This window comes from Terasakiella sediminum (genome assembly GCF_033100395.1).
GTDB lineage: Bacteria > Pseudomonadota > Alphaproteobacteria > Rhodospirillales > Terasakiellaceae > Terasakiella.
On record NZ_JAWLVJ010000008.1, the window covers coordinates 85,954 to 103,274 of the forward strand.

Sequence of the window (17,321 nt, forward strand, 5' to 3'; positions counted from 1 at the left end):
TTTATTCTTGGGACATTTTTTCATGCATGCCTTTATAGGCGGTCATGAATTTACCAATGGTATGTTCAATGTTATCGCGTGTATTGCGCGATGTATCTTCACCGGTCTCACGGGCTTGCTGGCGTGCAAAGATCACACGGTCAATCAGGGCGAGAATCCCATCCACAACCCCTTGCAGCGGTTTGGGCAAGTTGGCTTTTTCACCTTCCAGCACTTGGGAGGCTTTGGTGAAGTCAGCTTCATACTTGATCAGGTGTAGTACCAGAATGGCTTCGAAGAAATGTTCCAGGCAATTTTGCAGCACACGCGGTTCTGCTTTGGCTTTCAGCAGTTTCACGATCTGATTGGCATAAGTGATCGGGCGGCGACCCATTTCAGGAACGGACAGCGGCAGGCGGCCTTCATCCAGTTTCTGGCCCATACAGGCACCTTGCACTTCATCCAGACCAATAGCATTTTTGGTGTAAAGCAGGTTCAGGATCAGCATTTCAAAGAAGTTCTGATCATTGTTTTTGAAGCTTTGCTCCAACGCACGGGCCACAGCACCCTTGGCGTTAGGACCTTGGGATGCCTGTTCTGCGATCTGGATAATCCGTTCGACTTCCCCTTTAAAGAGGTTTTCACGCATGTTGGACAGATAAGACAGAATGGAGAAATTGAACGTTTTCGGGAAGAAAAGCTCATCTCTGGCTTCGGCTTCCTTGAAGATGTCCATGACCTTTTCCCAGGTCTCTTTCTTTTTCGGTCCGGCCTTCTTCGGGGCAGGGGCAGCCTTTTTCTCTTTTCCTAACAGTTTGGAGAACAAGCCGCCTTTCTTTTCCTGCTTGCCACCTTTTTTCTTCGGGCCATCGCCTTGGGCGGCGCGTTTGGCTGCTTCGGTCTGTGACGATCCCCAACCAGAGAAACCAGACTCAACAACTTCTAACAAAGGACGTTGTTTATCGCGCAGGACGGAGCGGATTTTTTCTTCATCCGCTTCCGGGTCGGTTTCGTTATAAACCCGGCGCGTCAAAATTTCACGGCTGTCCATGATCAGGGCCTTGATGGCATCCTCGATCAGAACGCTAAATTCGATGGAATACAGGAACAGCGGCGCAATCCCGATATCATTGATGGAATGACGGCCATAAAGGTGCGTGCTTCGCAAAACATCCAGTTTGGAATCAAAGTGGCGCACAACAGATTGAATACAGATTTTTTCTGCCAGCTCGTACGGGAATTCCGGTTCTTTCGGCTTTTTCTTTTTCTTTCTTTTTTTGCCGTCTGGGCCGACTTCATATTCATCATCGTCGCTGCCGCTATCTGAAGCGCCACCGTTTTTGGCGTCGGCTGTTTTTTTCTTGGCTTCGGCGGCTTCGCGTTTTTTCTGTTCTTTTAGTTCTTTGGACCGTTTGGGCAGGTTCTCCAACCCGGTCATAATTTCTTCGGCACGCTGGCGCACCAGACGGGTGAACTGGCCGTCGCGAAATTCCTTACATTGTTCCATGATGGTCAGAACAAAGCGGATCTGCGTCAGGTACGTGCCTTTTTGCAAGGCATCCGGGTCACCTTCGGCAAGAACCTTGAGCACACGCTGGGCCGCACCATCGACCTGAGTCATCATTGCCGCTTTGCCTTCTTCAGGTTTAAGCGAAGATAATTCTGTCATGGCGGTCGTTAATTCGACCTTTTCAAAATCGGCTGGTTTTGCTTCTGACACGATAGGACCGTACTCGGGTTATTTGTTACCATTTTGTTGGCAAATGTACGAACAAATGATTGAAAATGCAATGGTCTGCACGCACACCTATGTCAACAGATGTAAATTATATCAGAAAGGTTAACAAATTCGATACAGAGGAATACTTAGGTTGGCTGCATAAACCGTTCAAGTTTATACCTTAAACCGCATGTTTGCATTTGGGTTCTGACCTGATTAGGTGGCCGTCTTCCAACGTCAGATAGCGTTTGGTGATTTTGCGACGAAAATGTGCATCATGGGAGATCAGGATCAGGGCCTGTGGCAGATCGTTTAGAATCTCGATCAGTCGTTCTTGCGTTCCTTCATCCAAGGCATTGGTGGGTTCGTCCAGCAACAGAACTTCCGGTTCCATAGCAAGCACGCACGCGAGGCTCACCAGACGTTTTTCGCCACCTGACAGATTGTGGGTAGCACGGTCGCGCAGGTGGCCCAAGCGCATGTTGTGCAGGGTATCTTCCACAATTTGCAGAACTTCTTCTTGCGCCTTGCCAAGGTTCAACAGACCAAAAGCCAGGTCTTCGGCCACTGTGGGGCAGAACAGCTGATCGTCCGGGTCCTGAAACACCAGGCCGATACGACGGCGCACGTCTTTGAAATCAGCCTCTTTGGATCGTTTTTCCCCAAAGGCAATGACTTCACCCTGTGTCGGCTGATTGAGCCCGACCATGATATGAAACAGCGTGCTTTTACCTGCGCCATTGGGACCGTTAATGGCGATGCGTTCGCCTGCTTCCAGTGTGAAATCAACGCCGTTTAGGGTTGGTGGATGGGCGGGATAGGCGAAATGAATGTCTTTGAGTTCAATAAGCTTATCCATAGTAAAATTCCACACACAGAAGGAAAATGAGAAAACAAAAAGCGCACAGGCTAAACACACGGTCGCGGCGCTGAAAGTGAAAGTCTGAGAGAAGATAAAACTTCCCCTGAAAACCCCGGCATTTCATTGCAGCCAGAATGCGTTCGGACCTTTCCAGGCTGCGCACCAGCATCATGCCCAGAAGATACCCGATGGAACGATAAGTGTGTAAATTATTTCCCGGCTTGAAACAGCGCGCGCGCATGGCATTGCGCAGGCGGAAATATTCAACCTTCAACACATCGATATATCGAACGCTGAACAGCATCAGATGCACCAGATTTTCCGGGACATGCAGACGGTTCAGCGCGTGGCCCAGGCTGATGGCATCAATGGTGCCGACCAAGGCAAGCAGGGTCATGACAACCGCATTGGCAATCAGTGCGATTTCAAGGGCCTTAAAGACACCTTCATGGGTGGCATCTAGTGGACCGATGGAAAACCAGACTTCCCCCGGTGTGGTGAAGGGCAGCATCAGTAACAGAAAGATGATAAAGCCATCCATGGTGATGACTTTCTTTATGGTGCTGCCTGCGGGAAGACCGGAAAAAGTCAGCAGGAAAATCGCCGTGCCCATGGCGAGACCAAGGGCGATGAAACTATCCATGCTGATGACACAACAGGCAAACAAAAAGGCCGCAACAACACGGGCACGCGGGTCCAGTCGGGCGATCCAGGTATTCAGATCAGCCTGACCACGTCCACGCATGGTGTTTGATACGTTGGGGCCATATTGGCTCATGTGTTGTTCTTTTCTTTGCGTCGCGCCATGATGTAAAAAACAATCCCGGTCAGGCCGAGGATATAACCGATTCCGCCCAGAATGGATTGAAGGTCGTTCTTTTCTTTGTAAGAGGCAATTTCTTTTCGAAGCGGCTGCACTTCTTTGCGCACTGCCTTGGCAACGATTTGTGCAATGTCAGAAGATGCCGCTGTTTGGACAGTAGCTGCTGGTGTGGAAGTTGGGGCAGTACCGCCAGCTTTTGCCAGACCTTCCGGCAGTTCATCTACACCCATGACAAATTGTGCCACATGGCCTGCGCCCAGATTGGCGACAAATTTATGTGGAATGGCTTTGCTCGGGGTGAAACGGAAGAGACCGTCATCGGTGACGGCAGTTTCGCCGATCTTTTGATCATTCAGGTCATAAATTTCAACAATGGTGCCGTTTTTCGCCATATCGCCATTGGAAAATCCGACTTCGCCTTCGATATCCTGTCCATCTGTCCAGCCGGATGCCACCACCTTATGGGCAAAGGCCTGTGGGATCAGTAAAAGGGAGAGAAGAAGGCTGAGAATTGTGATGTGACGCATGGTTTATGTTCCTTGCACGGCAGAGAAATTGCGCAGCAGTTCAGGTTTCACCCTATGGATCAGCGCAATGGCACTGGCGCACAGGAACCCTTCGATCACCATAACAGGCAGATGGGCAATGACAACCAGTTTGGCCGCCGGGATAAAAGCTTCACCCGTAATCGCCAAAGCAAGGGTCACTAACAGAGCCGTGCTAAAGATGGAACCTGCCCCGGCAATAGCCCCCCAAATCATGGCGACTTTCTTGATTTCGCTTTGAATGCCCGCACGACAGAGGTAATGCATGGCAACAGCGGGAAGCGCGATGGCGACCGTATTGACACCCAAAACGGTGACGCCGCCATAGCCAAAGAAGATGGCTTGCAGCAGTAATCCGACAAATAGGGCTGGAAAGGCCATCCATCCTAACAGAAGTCCGGCCAATCCATTCATAATCAGATGCACACTGCTGGGCCCGATCGGGACGTGAATGAGAGATGCCACAAAGAAAGTGGCGGCCAGCATTCCGGCTGCGGGGATTTTTTCCATATCCATCTTGCGAAGGCCCCAGCCGATGCCAGCCGCTGCGATAACACCGCCGGCAATGACAACATCGTTTGAGAGGGCACCGTCTACAACGTGCATGATTACATCCTACCCTTATTTCAGATCAAAGGCTTGAATCCACAGGACAGCGTCCTGTGACAGTTCTTTGCCTTTAAATTCTGTGTCCGGCCCGGAACCCAAGGCCGCAAAGCCCCAGTAACCCGCTTTAGGAATGCCAAATGTGAACTGGCCGTTCGCATCCGACACAACAGCAATTGCCCCACCTGGTACGGCCGAAGACGCATCAGAGGATGGTTTGTTTGCTTTCATATCAGGTTCAGCAACCATATGTTCGATTTCAATTTCTACACCCGCAGCAGGCTTGCCGTTTTTCAGAACAACGCCTGTAAATGTGGAACCAACAACAGCACCATAAGGCTTGTTCAGCGGCAGGATTTCTGTTTTCAGACCAACAGGTTCTGCCCAGTCAGATGGTGTTTCACCTTTGTTGATAAACACTTTGGTGATTTGCTGGATGTAGATGTCTTCACTTTCTTCATAGTAAGGCGCAGGGACTGTCACCAGTGCATAGTCGCCGTTACGTTTCAGTTTTACAGTGCCGTCATAGGCTTTGGCCGAATTGGATGTGCCGTTGAACGTGATGGGTTTTAAGGTATCCATCAGGTCTGTCTTTTTACCTTTAAAGACAGAATAAAACTCTTCTGGCTTGCCCATGTCCATGGCGTGGCCATTTTCCATTGGGTGCCAGAAAATCAGTTTCAGTGGAACAGTACCAGCTTTGGCCTGGTTGCTGTCAGGAGTGTAAATCAGTTGGAAGTGTGCCTGTGCTGCAGGTGATAGGAGAAGTGCAGCAGCAGCGAAAAGAGAAAAAAGCGATATACGCATTTTTATAGATCCCCTCGATCAAGTTTAAAAATGTCTAAACCGAGCGGAGTGATGGTTTGATGGTGTGTGTATGGTGAATTTAACCATGAGCCACCCCGCTCAATCTTCTTGGTATGGCAGGTATCCTGGCTCTGCGCTTTTTCGCCCCGTCAGCCTTCCCGGTTTTACCAGTGGCATGTTGACGGCACATTTGCGCTTACAGTTGCGGGGGCAGCCATGGTCTTGATCCCTGATGGGTACGTCTCACCATGTTCCCTTTTAATCCCCTAGACTCTTGCCCTTGGGGAACCATGAGGCTCTTTTAGAATGGGAGGGGCGGACGAGTCAATGGTTGTGTTGGCGAACAACTTTTGTGTTTGGCCTTTATTTTCAGATATATTCAGACTATCTTTTTGATAGAAAACGAAAATAAAACCAACAGAGGCACATCGAATGCTGAATAGATTAATTATATTTGCCTTTGTTATCGGGCTTTTTGCAACGCCATCCCATGCGGCGTCCAAAAAATACATTATTGATACGTCCCATACTTCCATTGAGTTTTATATCAACCATATGGGCTTTTCGAATTTTCAGGGGGAATTCCAAAAATTCAAAGGTGTGATTGTGTTTGATGAAGAAAAACCGACAGAAGGCTCCGTTGATATCACCATTTATCCTCACAGTATCGATACCGACGTGGAGGAACTTGATAATCATCTGGAATCAGCTGCCGTGTTTGATGCCGCACAATTTCCCGTCATTACCTTTAAAAGTAAATTCATTAAAGTGGTTGGCGAAAATAAGGGCCATATCTGGGGGGCTTTGACCATGCATGGGGTGACCAAGGATATCATGTTGGAAACCACCTTGAACAAAGCAGCGCTCCATCCCTTAAAGAAAGTACCGACCGTTGGCTTTTCAGCCACAGGGAAAATCAATCGATCAGATTTTGGAATGACCCGGTATATCCCGCTGGTTTCTGACGAAGTCACTATCCGGATTGAAACCGAAGCGATGGCTGAATAATCTGCTTAATTATGGCAGTAATGTGTTTATTGTCTGCATTTTGGAAACAATCTCTTTCACTCTCAGCTCTTTCTGTTTGAATGCGCACGGTCTATCTTAAGGCCATGAATTACTTACTTTTTTACAGGATGACACTTATGAAAAAGACACTTCTCGCAGTTGCTCTTGCTTTTGGTTTTACAACGGCTGCGCAAGCCGAACCGGTTAAATATACGTTTGATAAATCACATACGTCGATTGAGTTTTATATCAATCACCTGGGCTTTTCCAATTTTCAGGGGGAATTTCAGGATTTTGATGGCACCTTGATCTTTGACGAAGCCAAGCCGGAAAACAGCTCCGTTGATGTGACTATTGATGTAAACAGTGTAGATACCGATGTTGATAAGCTGGATGCGCACCTGAAAGCTGCTGACTTCTTCAATGTTGCGAAACACCCGTCCATGACCTTTAAAAGCAAATCCATCGCTGTAACAGGTGAAAAGACAGGTAAGATCACTGGTGATTTCACGCTGTTGGGTGTGACCAAGGAAGTGACCCTGGATGTGACGTTGAATAAATCAGCCAATCACCCGATGATGAAAGTGCCAGCTGTTGGTTTTTCAGCCACAGGCATGATTAAACGGTCTGACTTTGGCATGACAACCTATGTGCCAGCGGTGGGTGATGAAGTGACCATCCGCATTGAAACGGAAGCACAGGTCAAATAAGACCTGCGTGTGAGGAGAAACGCCATGTCGATGCGCAACACATATCATTCTTTTGGCACAATCGCCAAAGGCTTCCACTGGATCATGGTCCTTGGCTTTATCGCCCTTTATGTGATCGGTTTTTATATGACAGGTCTGCCTTTGGGACCGGAAATGTTTGAACAGATCGCCATTCATAAATCCATCGGGATCCTTGTTTTGGGATTGGCTGTTTTGCGACTGATCTGGCGTTTCATCAACCCGACACCGGACCTGCCCAAAGACATGCCTGTTCATGAACGTCTGGGCGCGCATTTTTCCCATATTGCGCTTTATGCGGTCATGTTGATTATGCCGATTTCCGGCTGGGCCATGAGCTCGGCAGCGAATTTCCCGGTCAGTGTCTTTGGCTGGTTTACTCTGCCTGCCCTGATCGAGCCTTCCAAAGCGGCGCTTGAAAATCTGAAAACATTTCATGGCATCATGGCCTGGGCTATCTTGGGATTGATCGCCCTGCATGTGGCCGCTGCCCTGAAACATCATTTCATCAACAAAGATGACGTGCTAACCCGTATGTTGCCTTTCCATAAAGGAGACCAGTAATGCTGCGCCTTGTTACAGCTTTGATGGTTTTGATCAGCAGTCCTGCCCTTGCGACAGACTGGGCCGTGAATAACGACAACAGCAAGCTTGGGTTCTTTGCCACACAGGCAGGCGCGGAATTTGAAGGGGGCTTCAAATCCTTCAATTCCCAAATCAAGTTTGACCCGGATGCTTTGGCCGACAGTAAGGTCAAAATCACCATCGCAATCAAAAGTGTCGATACCCAAAGTGCGGACCGCGATGCCAATATCGTCAATCCGGACTGGTTCAACACGGCTGCCCACCCGGAAGCTTTCTTTGAGACCAAACTGATTGAAAAGAAAGGAGAAGGGGAATATGTCGCGATTTCTGATTTGACCATGCGTGGTGTGACAAAAGAAGTCAGCCTGCCCTTTAGTTTGAAAATTGATGGCACGACAGCTCATGCCAAAGGGGAAGTGACGGTTTCCAGAACTGCCTTTGGGATTGGTCAGGGCCAGTGGGCAGCCAGTACGGTTGTTGGGGATGACGTGCGTATTTTCTTTGACTTGAAGGCCGATGCCCAATAGGTTCACCGCCACTTTTTATTAATGTGGGAATTTATCATGGCCTCCAAGAAGCTCAGCAAATATATCGGTGATGCAGGTGTTGCCAAGTTTCTGGAACAATATAAAAGCCAGACACCTTTTTATGTTGTGCGCATGCGGGTGTGTGGCGCGCTGGCCAGTCCGAACAAAGATTTGCTGCCGGTCATGGTTGTTGCCAGTTTCTGGGAGGAAGATAAATTCCCAAGGTTCGTCACCAAAGATGAGGCCGAAACCTTCTTTTCCACCTTTATGGGCCTGTGGCGCCGCATGGAAAAGATGGCGGGCGCTGGTCAAAAAGTCCTGAGCGCACGCGGCAAAATCAGCACGATTGAAGACGCCAAGGAACTGTTGATGACGCGCGTGGAAGAAATTGATGCGGGCTTTATCGAAGGCTTCTGGGGTGGCCAGGATGACATGAAAATGCCCTCTGCCACGGCTGCTTTAATCGATGGTTTAAGTGATGAGGCCGAATCGTATAACGCGCTTTATCAGGATATCTCTGAATGGTCGGACTATAGCGACAACATGCGCGATGCTTTAATCGAAGAAATTGATGAGCGTGATACGGTGGTGGAAGATGCGATGAAGGCATTGCTTTTATTGAAAGAAAAGTCTCAAGAGACTCAACATTAATATACGAAAGTATAGTAAATCACTTTCGTGATACTCCATTAGTATTGAAATATTTGTGTAACATGCCATATAATTGTGGGTGCAGAGTGCGACCAGAATAGTCAGCACGCCTTCCAATATATGAGTTGTCTGACAATGCTAACGCCTACACAAATACATGCGACCTATGGGCATGCGTCTTTGGATAAATCCAAAAGACCCGGGCTGGTGCGCGCCATGGTTATTTGCGCTTCGGCAAAATTCCGGACCGAAGTGGTCTCTGCCCTGCAAAGTGTTTATGAAGTAGATTTCTATTCATCGACCGATGCGGCCCTTCTTGCCTTGCGTAGAGGGGTGACACCTGGGGTGATTGTGCTGGATTATCAGTTGATGGTTCGTCATTCTCGCGAATTTATAAAAGTGAAGCTACAGGAAGAACGGCTGCAGGATGTACCGATGTTGCTGACAGGTACGGTGGAAGAAGACGAATTCAAAAAGACCGTGCGTATGGCGTGTCGGGTGAATTACCTGCAACGCCCATTCCTGAAATCCCAATTGCGTGATGCGGCAGGCAAGCTGGTCGATGGCCCTATTGAAGACCGCTGGAAACGTTTGCCGGAACGTCAGAAACAGGCCTTGCAAAATTCTGCCAGTAATTTCCGCGCCATTGAAACCAAGGTCAAAAAAGGCCATCCGCTGAACATGTGCGACAATAAGGAAAGTTGTGCACCTTTGATGGATGAAGTGCTGGATGGCAATGCTGCGACCCTGATTGAAAATGTCAAAGATCACAACAATCACACCTATGTTCATTCCGTAAAAGTGGCGACCCTGATGTCCTTGCTGGGGCAAGCCATTGGCATTAAGGGGGATGAGCTTCTGACCATCACAACAGGCGGTATGTTGATGGATGTGGGTAAGGTTGCTACCCGTCAGGACCTTCTGAATACGCCTGAAAATCTGGATAAAACCCAGATGAAAGAGCTGAAAAAACATGTGCTCTATTCACACAATATTCTGGAAGAAACAGAAAATGTGGGCGAAGGCATTAAAGTGATTGCTGAACAGCATCACGAAAAATTGGATGGATCTGGCTATCCCCGTGGCCTGAAGGGCAAGGAATTGAACGAGTTGGCACGGCTTTCCACCATTGCAGATATATTCTGTGGCTTAACTGACAAGCGCCCCTACAAGCCTGCCTTCAGTTTTGAACAATCCATCAAGGTGTTGGAAAAAATGGAAGGGCAGATCGATCCCTTCCTTCTTGCATTGTTCAAACAGGTCGTGCAGCTGGCCTTTGATAAACCAGCTGCCACTGTTCATTAAGGCTTAAGCCGTCTTCAAATTCGTCAGGAATGTTTCCACCTGTGACTTCAGCGCATCTGCCTGCGCTGATACATCATGGACGGCTTCCAAAACGTTGCTTGCAGCTTCATTGGTCTGGGTCGCGGCCCCTTCCACGGTCTTGATGTTCCCTGAAATCACACCGGAATTTTGCGCCACATCATCTACATTGGCAGAAATATCCTGCGTTGCGATGGATTGCTGTTCCACCGTATCGCGCACGGTGCCCGCCTGTTGTCCGACATTTGAAATGGTTTCACAGACATCTTTGATGGCACTGACCGACTGATCGGTGGTTTCCTGCATGCTCGCGATATGTTCGGTAATTTCTTGCGTGGCGCGTGCGGTTTGATTGGCAAGGTTTTTCACTTCACCTGCCACAACCGCAAAGCCTTTGCCAGCCTCGCCAGCACGGGCGGCTTCGATGGTGGCGTTTAGCGCCAGCAGGTTGGTTTGGGCGGCAATATCTTCAATCATATTGACTACTTCGCCGATGCGCGCAGAAGCTTCGGACATCCAATTGACGGTGCGCGACGCATTTTCGCCCTTTTCAATGGCATCATTGATGGCGGCCACAGAAGAGGTTGCATTCTCGCTGATTTGCGCAAATGAGCTTGAAAGCTGTCCGGTGGCAGAGGCCACATGCTGCACGTTGGTTTGGGTTTGTTCAGACGCTGTACCAACCGATTGAGCTTGTTCTAGTGTAGTTCGCGCTGTGGATTGCATGGATTGGGCACTGTCCTGCATGCGTGATGTTGCAGAGGCTGTGTTTTCCAGTACGTCGCGAATGGTTTTATCGAAATTGTGGCTCAGTTCTTCAATCCGTTTGGCGCGTTCAGCCCGACGTTTCTGATCTGCATTTTGGGCCGCTTCCAGACGCAGGCGTTCTTCGCTGTTTTCTTTAAAGACCTGCAGGGCTTTTGCCATTTCGCCGATTTCATCACCGCGATCCAGGTCCGGAATATCGACATTTTCCTGACCTTCTGCCAGCAAGGTCATAGCGTTGGTCATGTTGCGCACCGGGGTAACAATGGTTTTAACCGACAGGATCACCAGGACAACGCTCAATCCGACCCCCACAAAAGCCAGAAGGTATGATGTATTGGTCAAATCCCAGACGGCTTCAACCGCATCTTTACCTCCCTGTTCCATCTCCATACGTTTCTGGACCACCAGTCCTGTTTTTTCATCGCTCAGTTGTTTAAGGATGGTGCTGGCCAGTGGGATCACTTCATTGACCAGAAGGCTGCGCGACTGGTTCCAGTTCTCCCCACTGCGAAGCGTCACCAGTTCGGAAAATAATGGCGTAACCGCTGCGGCTGAGTCGGAAAACTCTTTCAGGAACTTGGCCTGATTTGCACTCAGGGCAGCTTTATTTGCTTCCAGCTTTTTCAGCTGCCCTGTGGCCCAGCCCCAAACGGCAGTATATTGATCTGAATAGTGTTTGTCCCCGGTTAGAAGATAGGCGCGCACATTGCCGGTCACCACAGCCAGGGCACTGCGCACATCGCCCATCTGGCCCAGCATTTGTTTTCTTTCCGGTGTGGCTTCACGGCCTGTTTCTTCAATATAGACCTGGGAGATACTGGACAGCATGCCATCTGTCAGCGGGGTGACCTTGGTGTTCAGCAATTTGGTGGCCGGAAGATCATCTGCGCTATGGGCCATGTTTTCAGTCTTTGTCTGGGCAACCTGAAATGCCAGCAGGTCCTTTTTCAGCTTCAGCCAGGCTTTATCCTGTCCCAGAAGGCTATCCAGTTTTTTGATATCTTTGTGGATGCGCACCCAAAGGTTGGCGCGTTGTCCCTTAAACGTTTCATCTGCCGTCAGTACCCAGCCGCGAAGGGCGGCCATACTGGCATTGACTTCGGATGCCAATTGGCCTTCGGCAAAAGCGACAGGGATGCTTTTATCCACGATCGTGCTGACCGATTGATCGACCTGACTACTTTTGTAAATCGTTACCGCCAGGCTGATCAGAATCAGACCACACAGGGCGGCAAAAGAAAGGGTGAGTTTCGTTTGAAGGGAGGTTGTACGTCTTTGGGACATTTTTATCTCTATTCCTTGATCATTGCTGGCTAATACAATGCGACGACTTGTCTGAAAGAACTAATCAACTGCGATCACATTAATGTGTTCAGACATGTTTATTAATTTTGCTGCGGTACGGTTTAATGACAAAATTCGTGGAATCTTTCTGAATATCTGCTTAAGATAAAACCTTGAGTGGGAAGAGCATCGCGAGAATGCTTTAAAAACGGTATAGAGAAGCGCAGAGATATCATGGGTGAACGCACGAAATTCGAAGTTCGATTGAATGATCAAGACCGCTGGTTTGTGGAAAAAGTCTTCCCCGACAAGAAGATGGCGGAACGTGCCTATAAAGAATTTGCCGAAGATGACAATCCGGAATATTTTGGCGTGCAGTTGGTCCGTGTCTGGACCCGCGCTGATCAGAACGAAGTCGAAAAAGTCCTGAGCGAACAACGCCTAAGTCCACGCACAACACCTGTTCGCCTGGCAAATATTGACGAAGCTCCGCCTTGTGCGCACCGTGATGATTATCTGGGGTTGAGCGCGCGGATCACCATGAGCCGTCTGCTGCGCCAGTATTTTGATCGCGAAGGGATGATCCCGTCAGAACTGATCTATTCGCATGATCGTGCCAAGCGCTTTATGGGTGGCGATCTGAGTTCTCCCGCGATTGACCGTATCGCGACATTGCAGGCAAAAGACACTGGCGGCGATTCCCGTACGCGCCGTGATGCCATCTTTGAAGAGATTTCAGCCATCATGGATGACGTGCTGAAGATTCAAAAGACCAAAACTTTCAAGGGCTTCGACAGCGAAGATCTTGTCGAAATTGACCAGGCTGCAGCCTCCATCAACAAGCCAATGGCTTTTCATGTGCTGATGTGCAAGACCTTGCTGAAATACCGCAGTGTGGAAGGTAAATTGGGTCTCGTGCTTGGCTGGCTGGAAACCGATAAGGGCAAAGAGCTGGAATTTGAACTGGATAGCATCCTGGCAGAGATTATGTCTTCTGCCACGCTTATTCAGGATATGCTCGGCCCGCAACGAAATCTCGCATCAGCCATTTCGACATTGCTGGATTGGGTGGATGGCAAGAAGGTCACGCCAAATGGCGCGGCACCGGAAGCTGTAATGGCGTTTTGCCGCCTGTTCTCGCAGGATCGACTGATGAGCACGCGTGATATGTTGTTTGATTTTATCCTGCGTCAACTGTCGGGCAAACAGCCACTGGCCCGCAATGATCCCTCTACTGAAGAAGCTGAATTTATGGCGCTCTTTGCACGTCTGGCCTTCCCAAGCGGAATGACGGGTGGGGCTGATATGGCAGAGGCTTTGTCGCGTCGTTATGGCCGTTCTATGAAACAGGGGGGCGAAAGTGGTGAACGTCTGTCTATCAAATGGTTGCTTGATCTGCTGCCAGATGGGGCCTCACGCCTGCCTTATCTTCTGGCGCTTTATGATGCCCCGCTTGGGGAAAGTCATCCGGATGTGATTGAACAGAGCCTGTCCATGATCTGCAACAATGCCAAGATGATTACGGATTTCTGCGGGGACGGCAATGGGCCCAAAGAACGGCTGATGTGTTTGAAGGACCTGCATGTGCTGGTCGAAGAATCAAATGTGGATGATGCTATGCAGAAACGACTGTTGTCCACGCTGGACCGGGTTGTGGAAAAGTACCTGATCGATACCAAATTGATCGACAAGCTGGATAACCCGGATGCTTCTTTGCATGACCGCGCGGTGCGGATGGTGCAGTTCTGCGGCTCCGGCGTGTTGTGGGCACATGGGCATGCCATGTCGCTGGCCCAGTCCAGGGTGGTTGAACATTTAAAAGGGGCGGGCTTTATCGAGAAATTCACAGCCCATGAACCGGACCCCAAGAAAAAGGAAATCATGATCCGTGATTTTTATAAAATGATGGCGGAAGCCGGGTTCAAGAGCTAGGTCGCAAGTCTGTGCGTAAATTAGTGTACAAACTGTCATTTTAAACATACACTACAATCACCTAGGGCGAAGATACGCCTGGATAAGAATTCGACAGGAGCCGAAAAGATGACTGACCAAAAGTACCGCCTCGTCACACGTGCTGACTTTGACGGCGTTGTATCAGGTACGTTGCTTCTTGAACTTGAAATGGTGGACGAAATTGTTTTCGCCGAACCAAAAGAAATCCAGGACGGTAATTTTGCTGTCGGCCCCAATGATATTCTGACCAACCTGCCGTATGTGGAAGCAGCCCATTTGTGTCTTGATCACCACGCAAGTGAGGTCAAACGTGTGGGGGAACGCGACAATCTGGTGATCGATGCCGATGCGCCGTCTGCTGCGCGCGTGGTTTACAATCATTTTGGTGGGGCAGACGCCTTTCCGCTGATCTCCACTGATATGCTGGCTGCCGTCGATAAGGCAGATGCGGCGCAGTATAACGAAGAAGATATTCTGGCGCCGGAACCTTGGGTGCTGTTGAATTTTATTCTGGATCCGCGCACAGGGCTGGATCGTCTCGGCACGTTCAAGATTTCTCATGAGCAATTCATGAAAGACATGATGGTTTATTGCCGTCATCACCCGGTCGAAGAAATCCTGAAAATTCCCGATGTGGAAGAACGCCTTCACCTTTATACGCTGCACGAAGAATTGTTTGAAGAACAGCTCAAACGTTGTACGGAAATTCACGATAATCTGGTCGTGTTTGATTTGCGCAAAGAAAAAGAGATGTTTGCCGGAAACCGCTTTATGATTTATGCGATTTTCCCACAATGCAATATCTCCATTCAGATCATCCCGGAAATTGAACCGGGAAAATGTCTGCTCGCTACCGGTAAATCATTGCTGGATCGTTCATCCAACACGGACGTCGGGCTGTTGATGTTGAAATATGGTGGGGGCGGTCACCGTCAGGTGGGCACATGCCGCATTGAAAATGACCGCGTGGATGAGGTTCTCAAAGAATTGAGTGCTCAAATCACCGCTGACGGTTGATTACTGTTCACCAGATTTATAAATCTCGATTAATGGTGCTTCGTCTTCGGGTGTAAGCAGATTGTTGAGCGCGTTGATCAGGCCCATTTCCTCTTTCTGGATGTGGAAGGTCTCATGGCCGATAAAGTCAAAGCTGCTTTCCAGAAATTCCGTCCAGCTTTCTTCTGTAAAGCCATCCTTTAATGCTGCTTGGGCCAATTTTGAAACATTCTGCGCAATCGGACGGATAATTGCATGTTCCCCTGCAAGCATATTGGTCATGAATTCCGCACCGTTTTGGCGCAGGATGGGAAAAAGGTGACCTTCTTCAAAGGCGTAATGATCGGTGATATCACTTTGGGCCACGTCAATCAGGTCATTCAGCAGTTTGGAAATCTCTGACAGATCTGTCGGGCAGGGCTTGCCGCGCCAGCCATCCAGTTCATCCAGAACGACTAATGTGCGTTTATGTTCCTGGTGTAAAATTTCGGAAAGTCTCATGGTGTCATTTTCTCCAAACTCAGACGTTTGCGCTTCAAGGCGCTTATAAAAAAGGAAATAAAAAGCAATCCGGATGCGATCCCAAGAAGGGTCGCCCCCCGGATGATCCAGACATGGTTTAGGGCAATCCCGCCTGCCATCACAAGCACAGCCGTGATATGCAGTGGGGAGATGAATTTTAGCATCTTTTCATGGGCAAGCTTGCTGGGCAGTTCCGGCATGCCTGTTTTGCGCGCGATCTGCATGGATAGTAAAAACGGAATGATCCGCTGTAAAACCCCTAAAATAAATGACAACAGCCAACCAAGAATTGCCGCCAGAACACCGATTTGCAGCAAAGGAAAATCACTTTCAAATAAAGATGCCCCCAGCAGTAAGATCAGACTGACAGGCATCATGACCCAGCCAAAGCGGATCAATTGCCATTCCGGCCCTAATCGTTTCATCAAGCGCCCCTTTAGAATGCCACACATTTCATAAACATGCAGGCAGGTGGTGAGGGTCGCCATGATCAGGGCCAAAGGCGCTGCTTCCAGCGACCAGAAAGTTAGGGCGGCAATGGCGGTTATAAAGGCACTGGTGGCGAGTTTATCGTTGGTTTTATCGCTGACACATAACATGGGGATCATGATGCGGCTGAAGGCGAAAACCAGAAACCCCATAAAGCCAAAGACAGCCCACCCTGCATGCAGACAAGCCGGATTAAGCGGCGGCAGGTCAAAAACGTCCGCCCATTGCAGGATCATGGAAAAACCAAGTGTAACGACAATCAAAAGCGCAAAGGCGCCCATACTGCCATAGCGGCGGATGTGGTCCATATCCTGGGTATTGAATAAAATTTTCACCAGTACATAGACATAAATCAGGCTGGAGGTGACAATCAGTGCTGATCCCATGGTGGCGATATCGGCAAAATAGTGGGCAAAACCACCGAGCAGGACATAAGTCCCCAGTATATGCAGGACCAGAATGCTGATGACAAGCTGGGGATTGGACATTACGGTTGCGGTTGCCACAGGCAGCATCTGCAGGGATGCGCCCAATACCGTTGTCATGAGGACCCCGATGGTGAACATATGGATCATGGCAAGCACAGGGCCAAATCCACCTGAAAAGTCAGCCAGCACATCAGCCTGAATAAATCCGATCAGCCAGCCAAGTGGCAGGCATAAAAGGGCAAATCCAAAAAAGGACAGGGGAAGCCATTCCGGCAGCAGACGTTGTTCCGCGCCAAATGGGATGCCCGCGCCCATCATGAATTGGTCCCCTCTTTAAAGATTTTTAGATGGGTGATTTCGCCCTCTGTCTTGATGACTTCCCACAGCCAACCCTCTTCGCGCAATGCGGGAAAGAGATGGATGGGGTACTGGGGGTATATCCCTTCAAGATGAAAACCATCTTCCAGTTTTGACAAAGCCTTTAGGGTTCCGACCAGCGGTGCTGGCGATTTCAGGCCGATGAAATCAATGCGATAGCCCTTGGTGATCGGCGTGATCCGACCTTCAATTTCAGGCATTTGCCATCTATCAGGGATCGTCCCATCACAGGGGGGGGATATGGGTGTCTGCTTTGTCATTTTGCCAGATTGCCTTAGAAATAGAATTACCTTCCTTGATGGTGATCAAGGTTGGTTCATTGTGGGAATTATATGTGAG

The 17,321-nt window shown here is 49.2% G+C and carries 18 protein-coding genes and 1 riboswitch; of the genes, 8 read left to right on the forward strand and 10 right to left on the reverse strand.

The annotated features are described in order from the left end of the window. Position 1: 1 nt before the first annotated feature. The 6 genes from RYZ26_RS08075 to RYZ26_RS08100 form a co-directional block, all read right to left on the reverse strand. Positions 2-1,699 carry a hypothetical protein gene (locus RYZ26_RS08075; RefSeq protein ID WP_317682678.1) on the reverse strand — a complete coding sequence of 566 codons (1,698 nt, stop codon included), beginning with the start codon at positions 1,697-1,699 and terminating at the stop codon, positions 2-4. A 181-nt stretch (positions 1,700-1,880) separates the two neighbouring features. Then, positions 1,881-2,558 carry an energy-coupling factor ABC transporter ATP-binding protein gene (locus RYZ26_RS08080; RefSeq protein WP_317682679.1) on the reverse strand — a complete coding sequence of 226 codons (678 nt, stop codon included), beginning with the start codon at positions 2,556-2,558 and terminating at the stop codon, positions 1,881-1,883. Beyond that, on the reverse strand, positions 2,551-3,339 hold the full coding sequence (gene cbiQ / locus RYZ26_RS08085; protein ID WP_317682680.1) for a cobalt ECF transporter T component CbiQ: 789 nt from the start codon (positions 3,337-3,339) through the stop codon (positions 2,551-2,553). Before cbiQ ends, RYZ26_RS08080 begins: the two co-directional genes overlap by 8 nt. Continuing rightward, positions 3,336-3,911 carry a cobalt ABC transporter permease gene (locus RYZ26_RS08090; RefSeq protein WP_317682681.1) on the reverse strand — a complete coding sequence of 192 codons (576 nt, stop codon included), beginning with the start codon at positions 3,909-3,911 and terminating at the stop codon, positions 3,336-3,338. The genes cbiQ and RYZ26_RS08090 overlap by 4 nt, the downstream gene beginning before the upstream one ends. Positions 3,912-3,914: 3 nt before the next feature. Further along, entirely contained in the window at positions 3,915-4,535 is a 621-nt protein-coding gene (gene cbiM, locus RYZ26_RS08095) for a cobalt transporter CbiM (protein ID WP_317682682.1), read from the reverse strand. A gap of 15 nt (positions 4,536-4,550) precedes the next feature. After that, complete coding sequence (locus tag RYZ26_RS08100; RefSeq protein ID WP_317682683.1) at positions 4,551-5,342, reverse strand: DUF4198 domain-containing protein; 792 nt, start codon at positions 5,340-5,342, stop codon at positions 4,551-4,553. Between the two features lie 98 nt (positions 5,343-5,440). Beyond that, positions 5,441-5,647: riboswitch (cobalamin riboswitch) on the reverse strand. A gap of 127 nt (positions 5,648-5,774) precedes the next feature. Here RYZ26_RS08100 and RYZ26_RS08105 point away from each other — a divergent pair. The 6 genes from RYZ26_RS08105 (at position 5,775) to RYZ26_RS08130 (ending at position 10,146) form a co-directional block, all read left to right on the forward strand. Next, positions 5,775-6,350 carry a YceI family protein gene (locus tag RYZ26_RS08105; RefSeq protein ID WP_317682684.1) on the forward strand — a complete coding sequence of 192 codons (576 nt, stop codon included), beginning with the start codon at positions 5,775-5,777 and terminating at the stop codon, positions 6,348-6,350. 137 nt (positions 6,351-6,487) lie between these two features. Continuing rightward, on the forward strand, positions 6,488-7,060 hold the full coding sequence (locus RYZ26_RS08110; protein WP_317682685.1) for a YceI family protein: 573 nt from the start codon (positions 6,488-6,490) through the stop codon (positions 7,058-7,060). A gap of 24 nt (positions 7,061-7,084) precedes the next feature. Beyond that, a complete protein-coding gene (locus RYZ26_RS08115) occupies positions 7,085-7,642 on the forward strand; it encodes a cytochrome b (protein ID WP_317682686.1) in 558 nt (185 codons plus the stop codon). Beyond that, positions 7,642-8,190 (forward strand): YceI family protein, encoded by a 549-nt coding sequence (locus tag RYZ26_RS08120; protein WP_317682687.1) that lies wholly within the window; start codon positions 7,642-7,644, stop codon positions 8,188-8,190. Before RYZ26_RS08115 ends, RYZ26_RS08120 begins: the two co-directional genes overlap by 1 nt. A 36-nt stretch (positions 8,191-8,226) precedes the next feature. Continuing rightward, positions 8,227-8,841 (forward strand): hypothetical protein, encoded by a 615-nt coding sequence (locus tag RYZ26_RS08125; protein WP_317682688.1) that lies wholly within the window; start codon positions 8,227-8,229, stop codon positions 8,839-8,841. A 135-nt stretch (positions 8,842-8,976) separates the two neighbouring features. Further along, on the forward strand, positions 8,977-10,146 hold the full coding sequence (locus RYZ26_RS08130) for an HD-GYP domain-containing protein (protein ID WP_317682689.1): 1,170 nt from the start codon (positions 8,977-8,979) through the stop codon (positions 10,144-10,146). Between the two features lie 3 nt (positions 10,147-10,149). On the opposite strand, the gene RYZ26_RS08135 is transcribed toward RYZ26_RS08130, so the two are convergent. Beyond that, on the reverse strand, positions 10,150-12,216 hold the full coding sequence (locus RYZ26_RS08135; protein ID WP_317682690.1) for a HAMP domain-containing methyl-accepting chemotaxis protein: 2,067 nt from the start codon (positions 12,214-12,216) through the stop codon (positions 10,150-10,152). Positions 12,217-12,450: 234 nt separating this feature from the next. Between RYZ26_RS08135 and RYZ26_RS08140 the strand changes: the two genes are divergently transcribed. Continuing rightward, a complete protein-coding gene (locus tag RYZ26_RS08140; RefSeq protein WP_317682691.1) occupies positions 12,451-14,148 on the forward strand; it encodes a hypothetical protein in 1,698 nt (565 codons plus the stop codon). Positions 14,149-14,256: 108 nt separating this feature from the next. Next, positions 14,257-15,186, forward strand: coding sequence for an exopolyphosphatase (locus RYZ26_RS08145; RefSeq protein WP_317682692.1), 930 nt, complete (start codon positions 14,257-14,259; stop codon positions 15,184-15,186). Here RYZ26_RS08145 and RYZ26_RS08150 read toward each other — a convergent pair whose 3' ends face one another. The 3 genes from RYZ26_RS08150 to RYZ26_RS08160 are packed head-to-tail and all read right to left on the reverse strand — an operon-like array spanning position 15,187 to position 17,182. Beyond that, positions 15,187-15,666: a hemerythrin domain-containing protein gene (locus RYZ26_RS08150; protein WP_317682693.1), complete on the reverse strand. Its 480-nt coding sequence runs from the start codon at positions 15,664-15,666 to the stop codon at positions 15,187-15,189. Beyond that, the gene (locus tag RYZ26_RS08155) at positions 15,663-16,922 is read right to left on the reverse strand and encodes a hypothetical protein (RefSeq protein WP_317682694.1); all 1,260 of its coding nucleotides are present in this window, start codon (positions 16,920-16,922) and stop codon (positions 15,663-15,665) included. The genes RYZ26_RS08150 and RYZ26_RS08155 overlap by 4 nt, the downstream gene beginning before the upstream one ends. Continuing rightward, complete coding sequence (locus tag RYZ26_RS08160) at positions 16,919-17,182, reverse strand: sulfurtransferase TusA family protein (protein WP_317682695.1); 264 nt, start codon at positions 17,180-17,182, stop codon at positions 16,919-16,921. Before RYZ26_RS08160 ends, RYZ26_RS08155 begins: the two co-directional genes overlap by 4 nt. Positions 17,183-17,321: the final 139 nt, after the last annotated feature.

Excerpts from the sequence above, each read along its gene's own strand:
- RYZ26_RS08145 (WP_317682692.1), top strand. The coding sequence starts at position 14,257 with ATGACTGACCAAAAGTACCGCCTCGTCACACGTGCTGACTTTGACGGC.
- RYZ26_RS08125 (WP_317682688.1), top strand. The coding sequence starts at position 8,227 with ATGGCCTCCAAGAAGCTCAGCAAATATATCGGTGATGCAGGTGTTGCC.
- RYZ26_RS08160 (WP_317682695.1), bottom strand. The coding sequence starts at position 17,182 with ATGCCTGAAATTGAAGGTCGGATCACGCCGATCACCAAGGGCTATCGC.
- RYZ26_RS08140 (WP_317682691.1), top strand. The coding sequence starts at position 12,451 with ATGGGTGAACGCACGAAATTCGAAGTTCGATTGAATGATCAAGACCGC.
- RYZ26_RS08110 (WP_317682685.1), top strand. The coding sequence starts at position 6,488 with ATGAAAAAGACACTTCTCGCAGTTGCTCTTGCTTTTGGTTTTACAACG.
- RYZ26_RS08100 (WP_317682683.1), bottom strand. The coding sequence starts at position 5,342 with ATGCGTATATCGCTTTTTTCTCTTTTCGCTGCTGCTGCACTTCTCCTA.
- RYZ26_RS08135 (WP_317682690.1), bottom strand. The coding sequence starts at position 12,216 with ATGTCCCAAAGACGTACAACCTCCCTTCAAACGAAACTCACCCTTTCT.
- cbiQ (WP_317682680.1), bottom strand. The coding sequence starts at position 3,339 with ATGAGCCAATATGGCCCCAACGTATCAAACACCATGCGTGGACGTGGT.
- cbiM (WP_317682682.1), bottom strand. The coding sequence starts at position 4,535 with ATGCACGTTGTAGACGGTGCCCTCTCAAACGATGTTGTCATTGCCGGC.
- RYZ26_RS08150 (WP_317682693.1), bottom strand. The coding sequence starts at position 15,666 with ATGAGACTTTCCGAAATTTTACACCAGGAACATAAACGCACATTAGTC.
- RYZ26_RS08130 (WP_317682689.1), top strand. The coding sequence starts at position 8,977 with ATGCTAACGCCTACACAAATACATGCGACCTATGGGCATGCGTCTTTG.
- RYZ26_RS08120 (WP_317682687.1), top strand. The coding sequence starts at position 7,642 with ATGCTGCGCCTTGTTACAGCTTTGATGGTTTTGATCAGCAGTCCTGCC.
- RYZ26_RS08090 (WP_317682681.1), bottom strand. The coding sequence starts at position 3,911 with ATGCGTCACATCACAATTCTCAGCCTTCTTCTCTCCCTTTTACTGATC.
- RYZ26_RS08155 (WP_317682694.1), bottom strand. The coding sequence starts at position 16,922 with ATGATGGGCGCGGGCATCCCATTTGGCGCGGAACAACGTCTGCTGCCG.
- RYZ26_RS08115 (WP_317682686.1), top strand. The coding sequence starts at position 7,085 with ATGTCGATGCGCAACACATATCATTCTTTTGGCACAATCGCCAAAGGC.
- RYZ26_RS08080 (WP_317682679.1), bottom strand. The coding sequence starts at position 2,558 with ATGGATAAGCTTATTGAACTCAAAGACATTCATTTCGCCTATCCCGCC.
- RYZ26_RS08105 (WP_317682684.1), top strand. The coding sequence starts at position 5,775 with ATGCTGAATAGATTAATTATATTTGCCTTTGTTATCGGGCTTTTTGCA.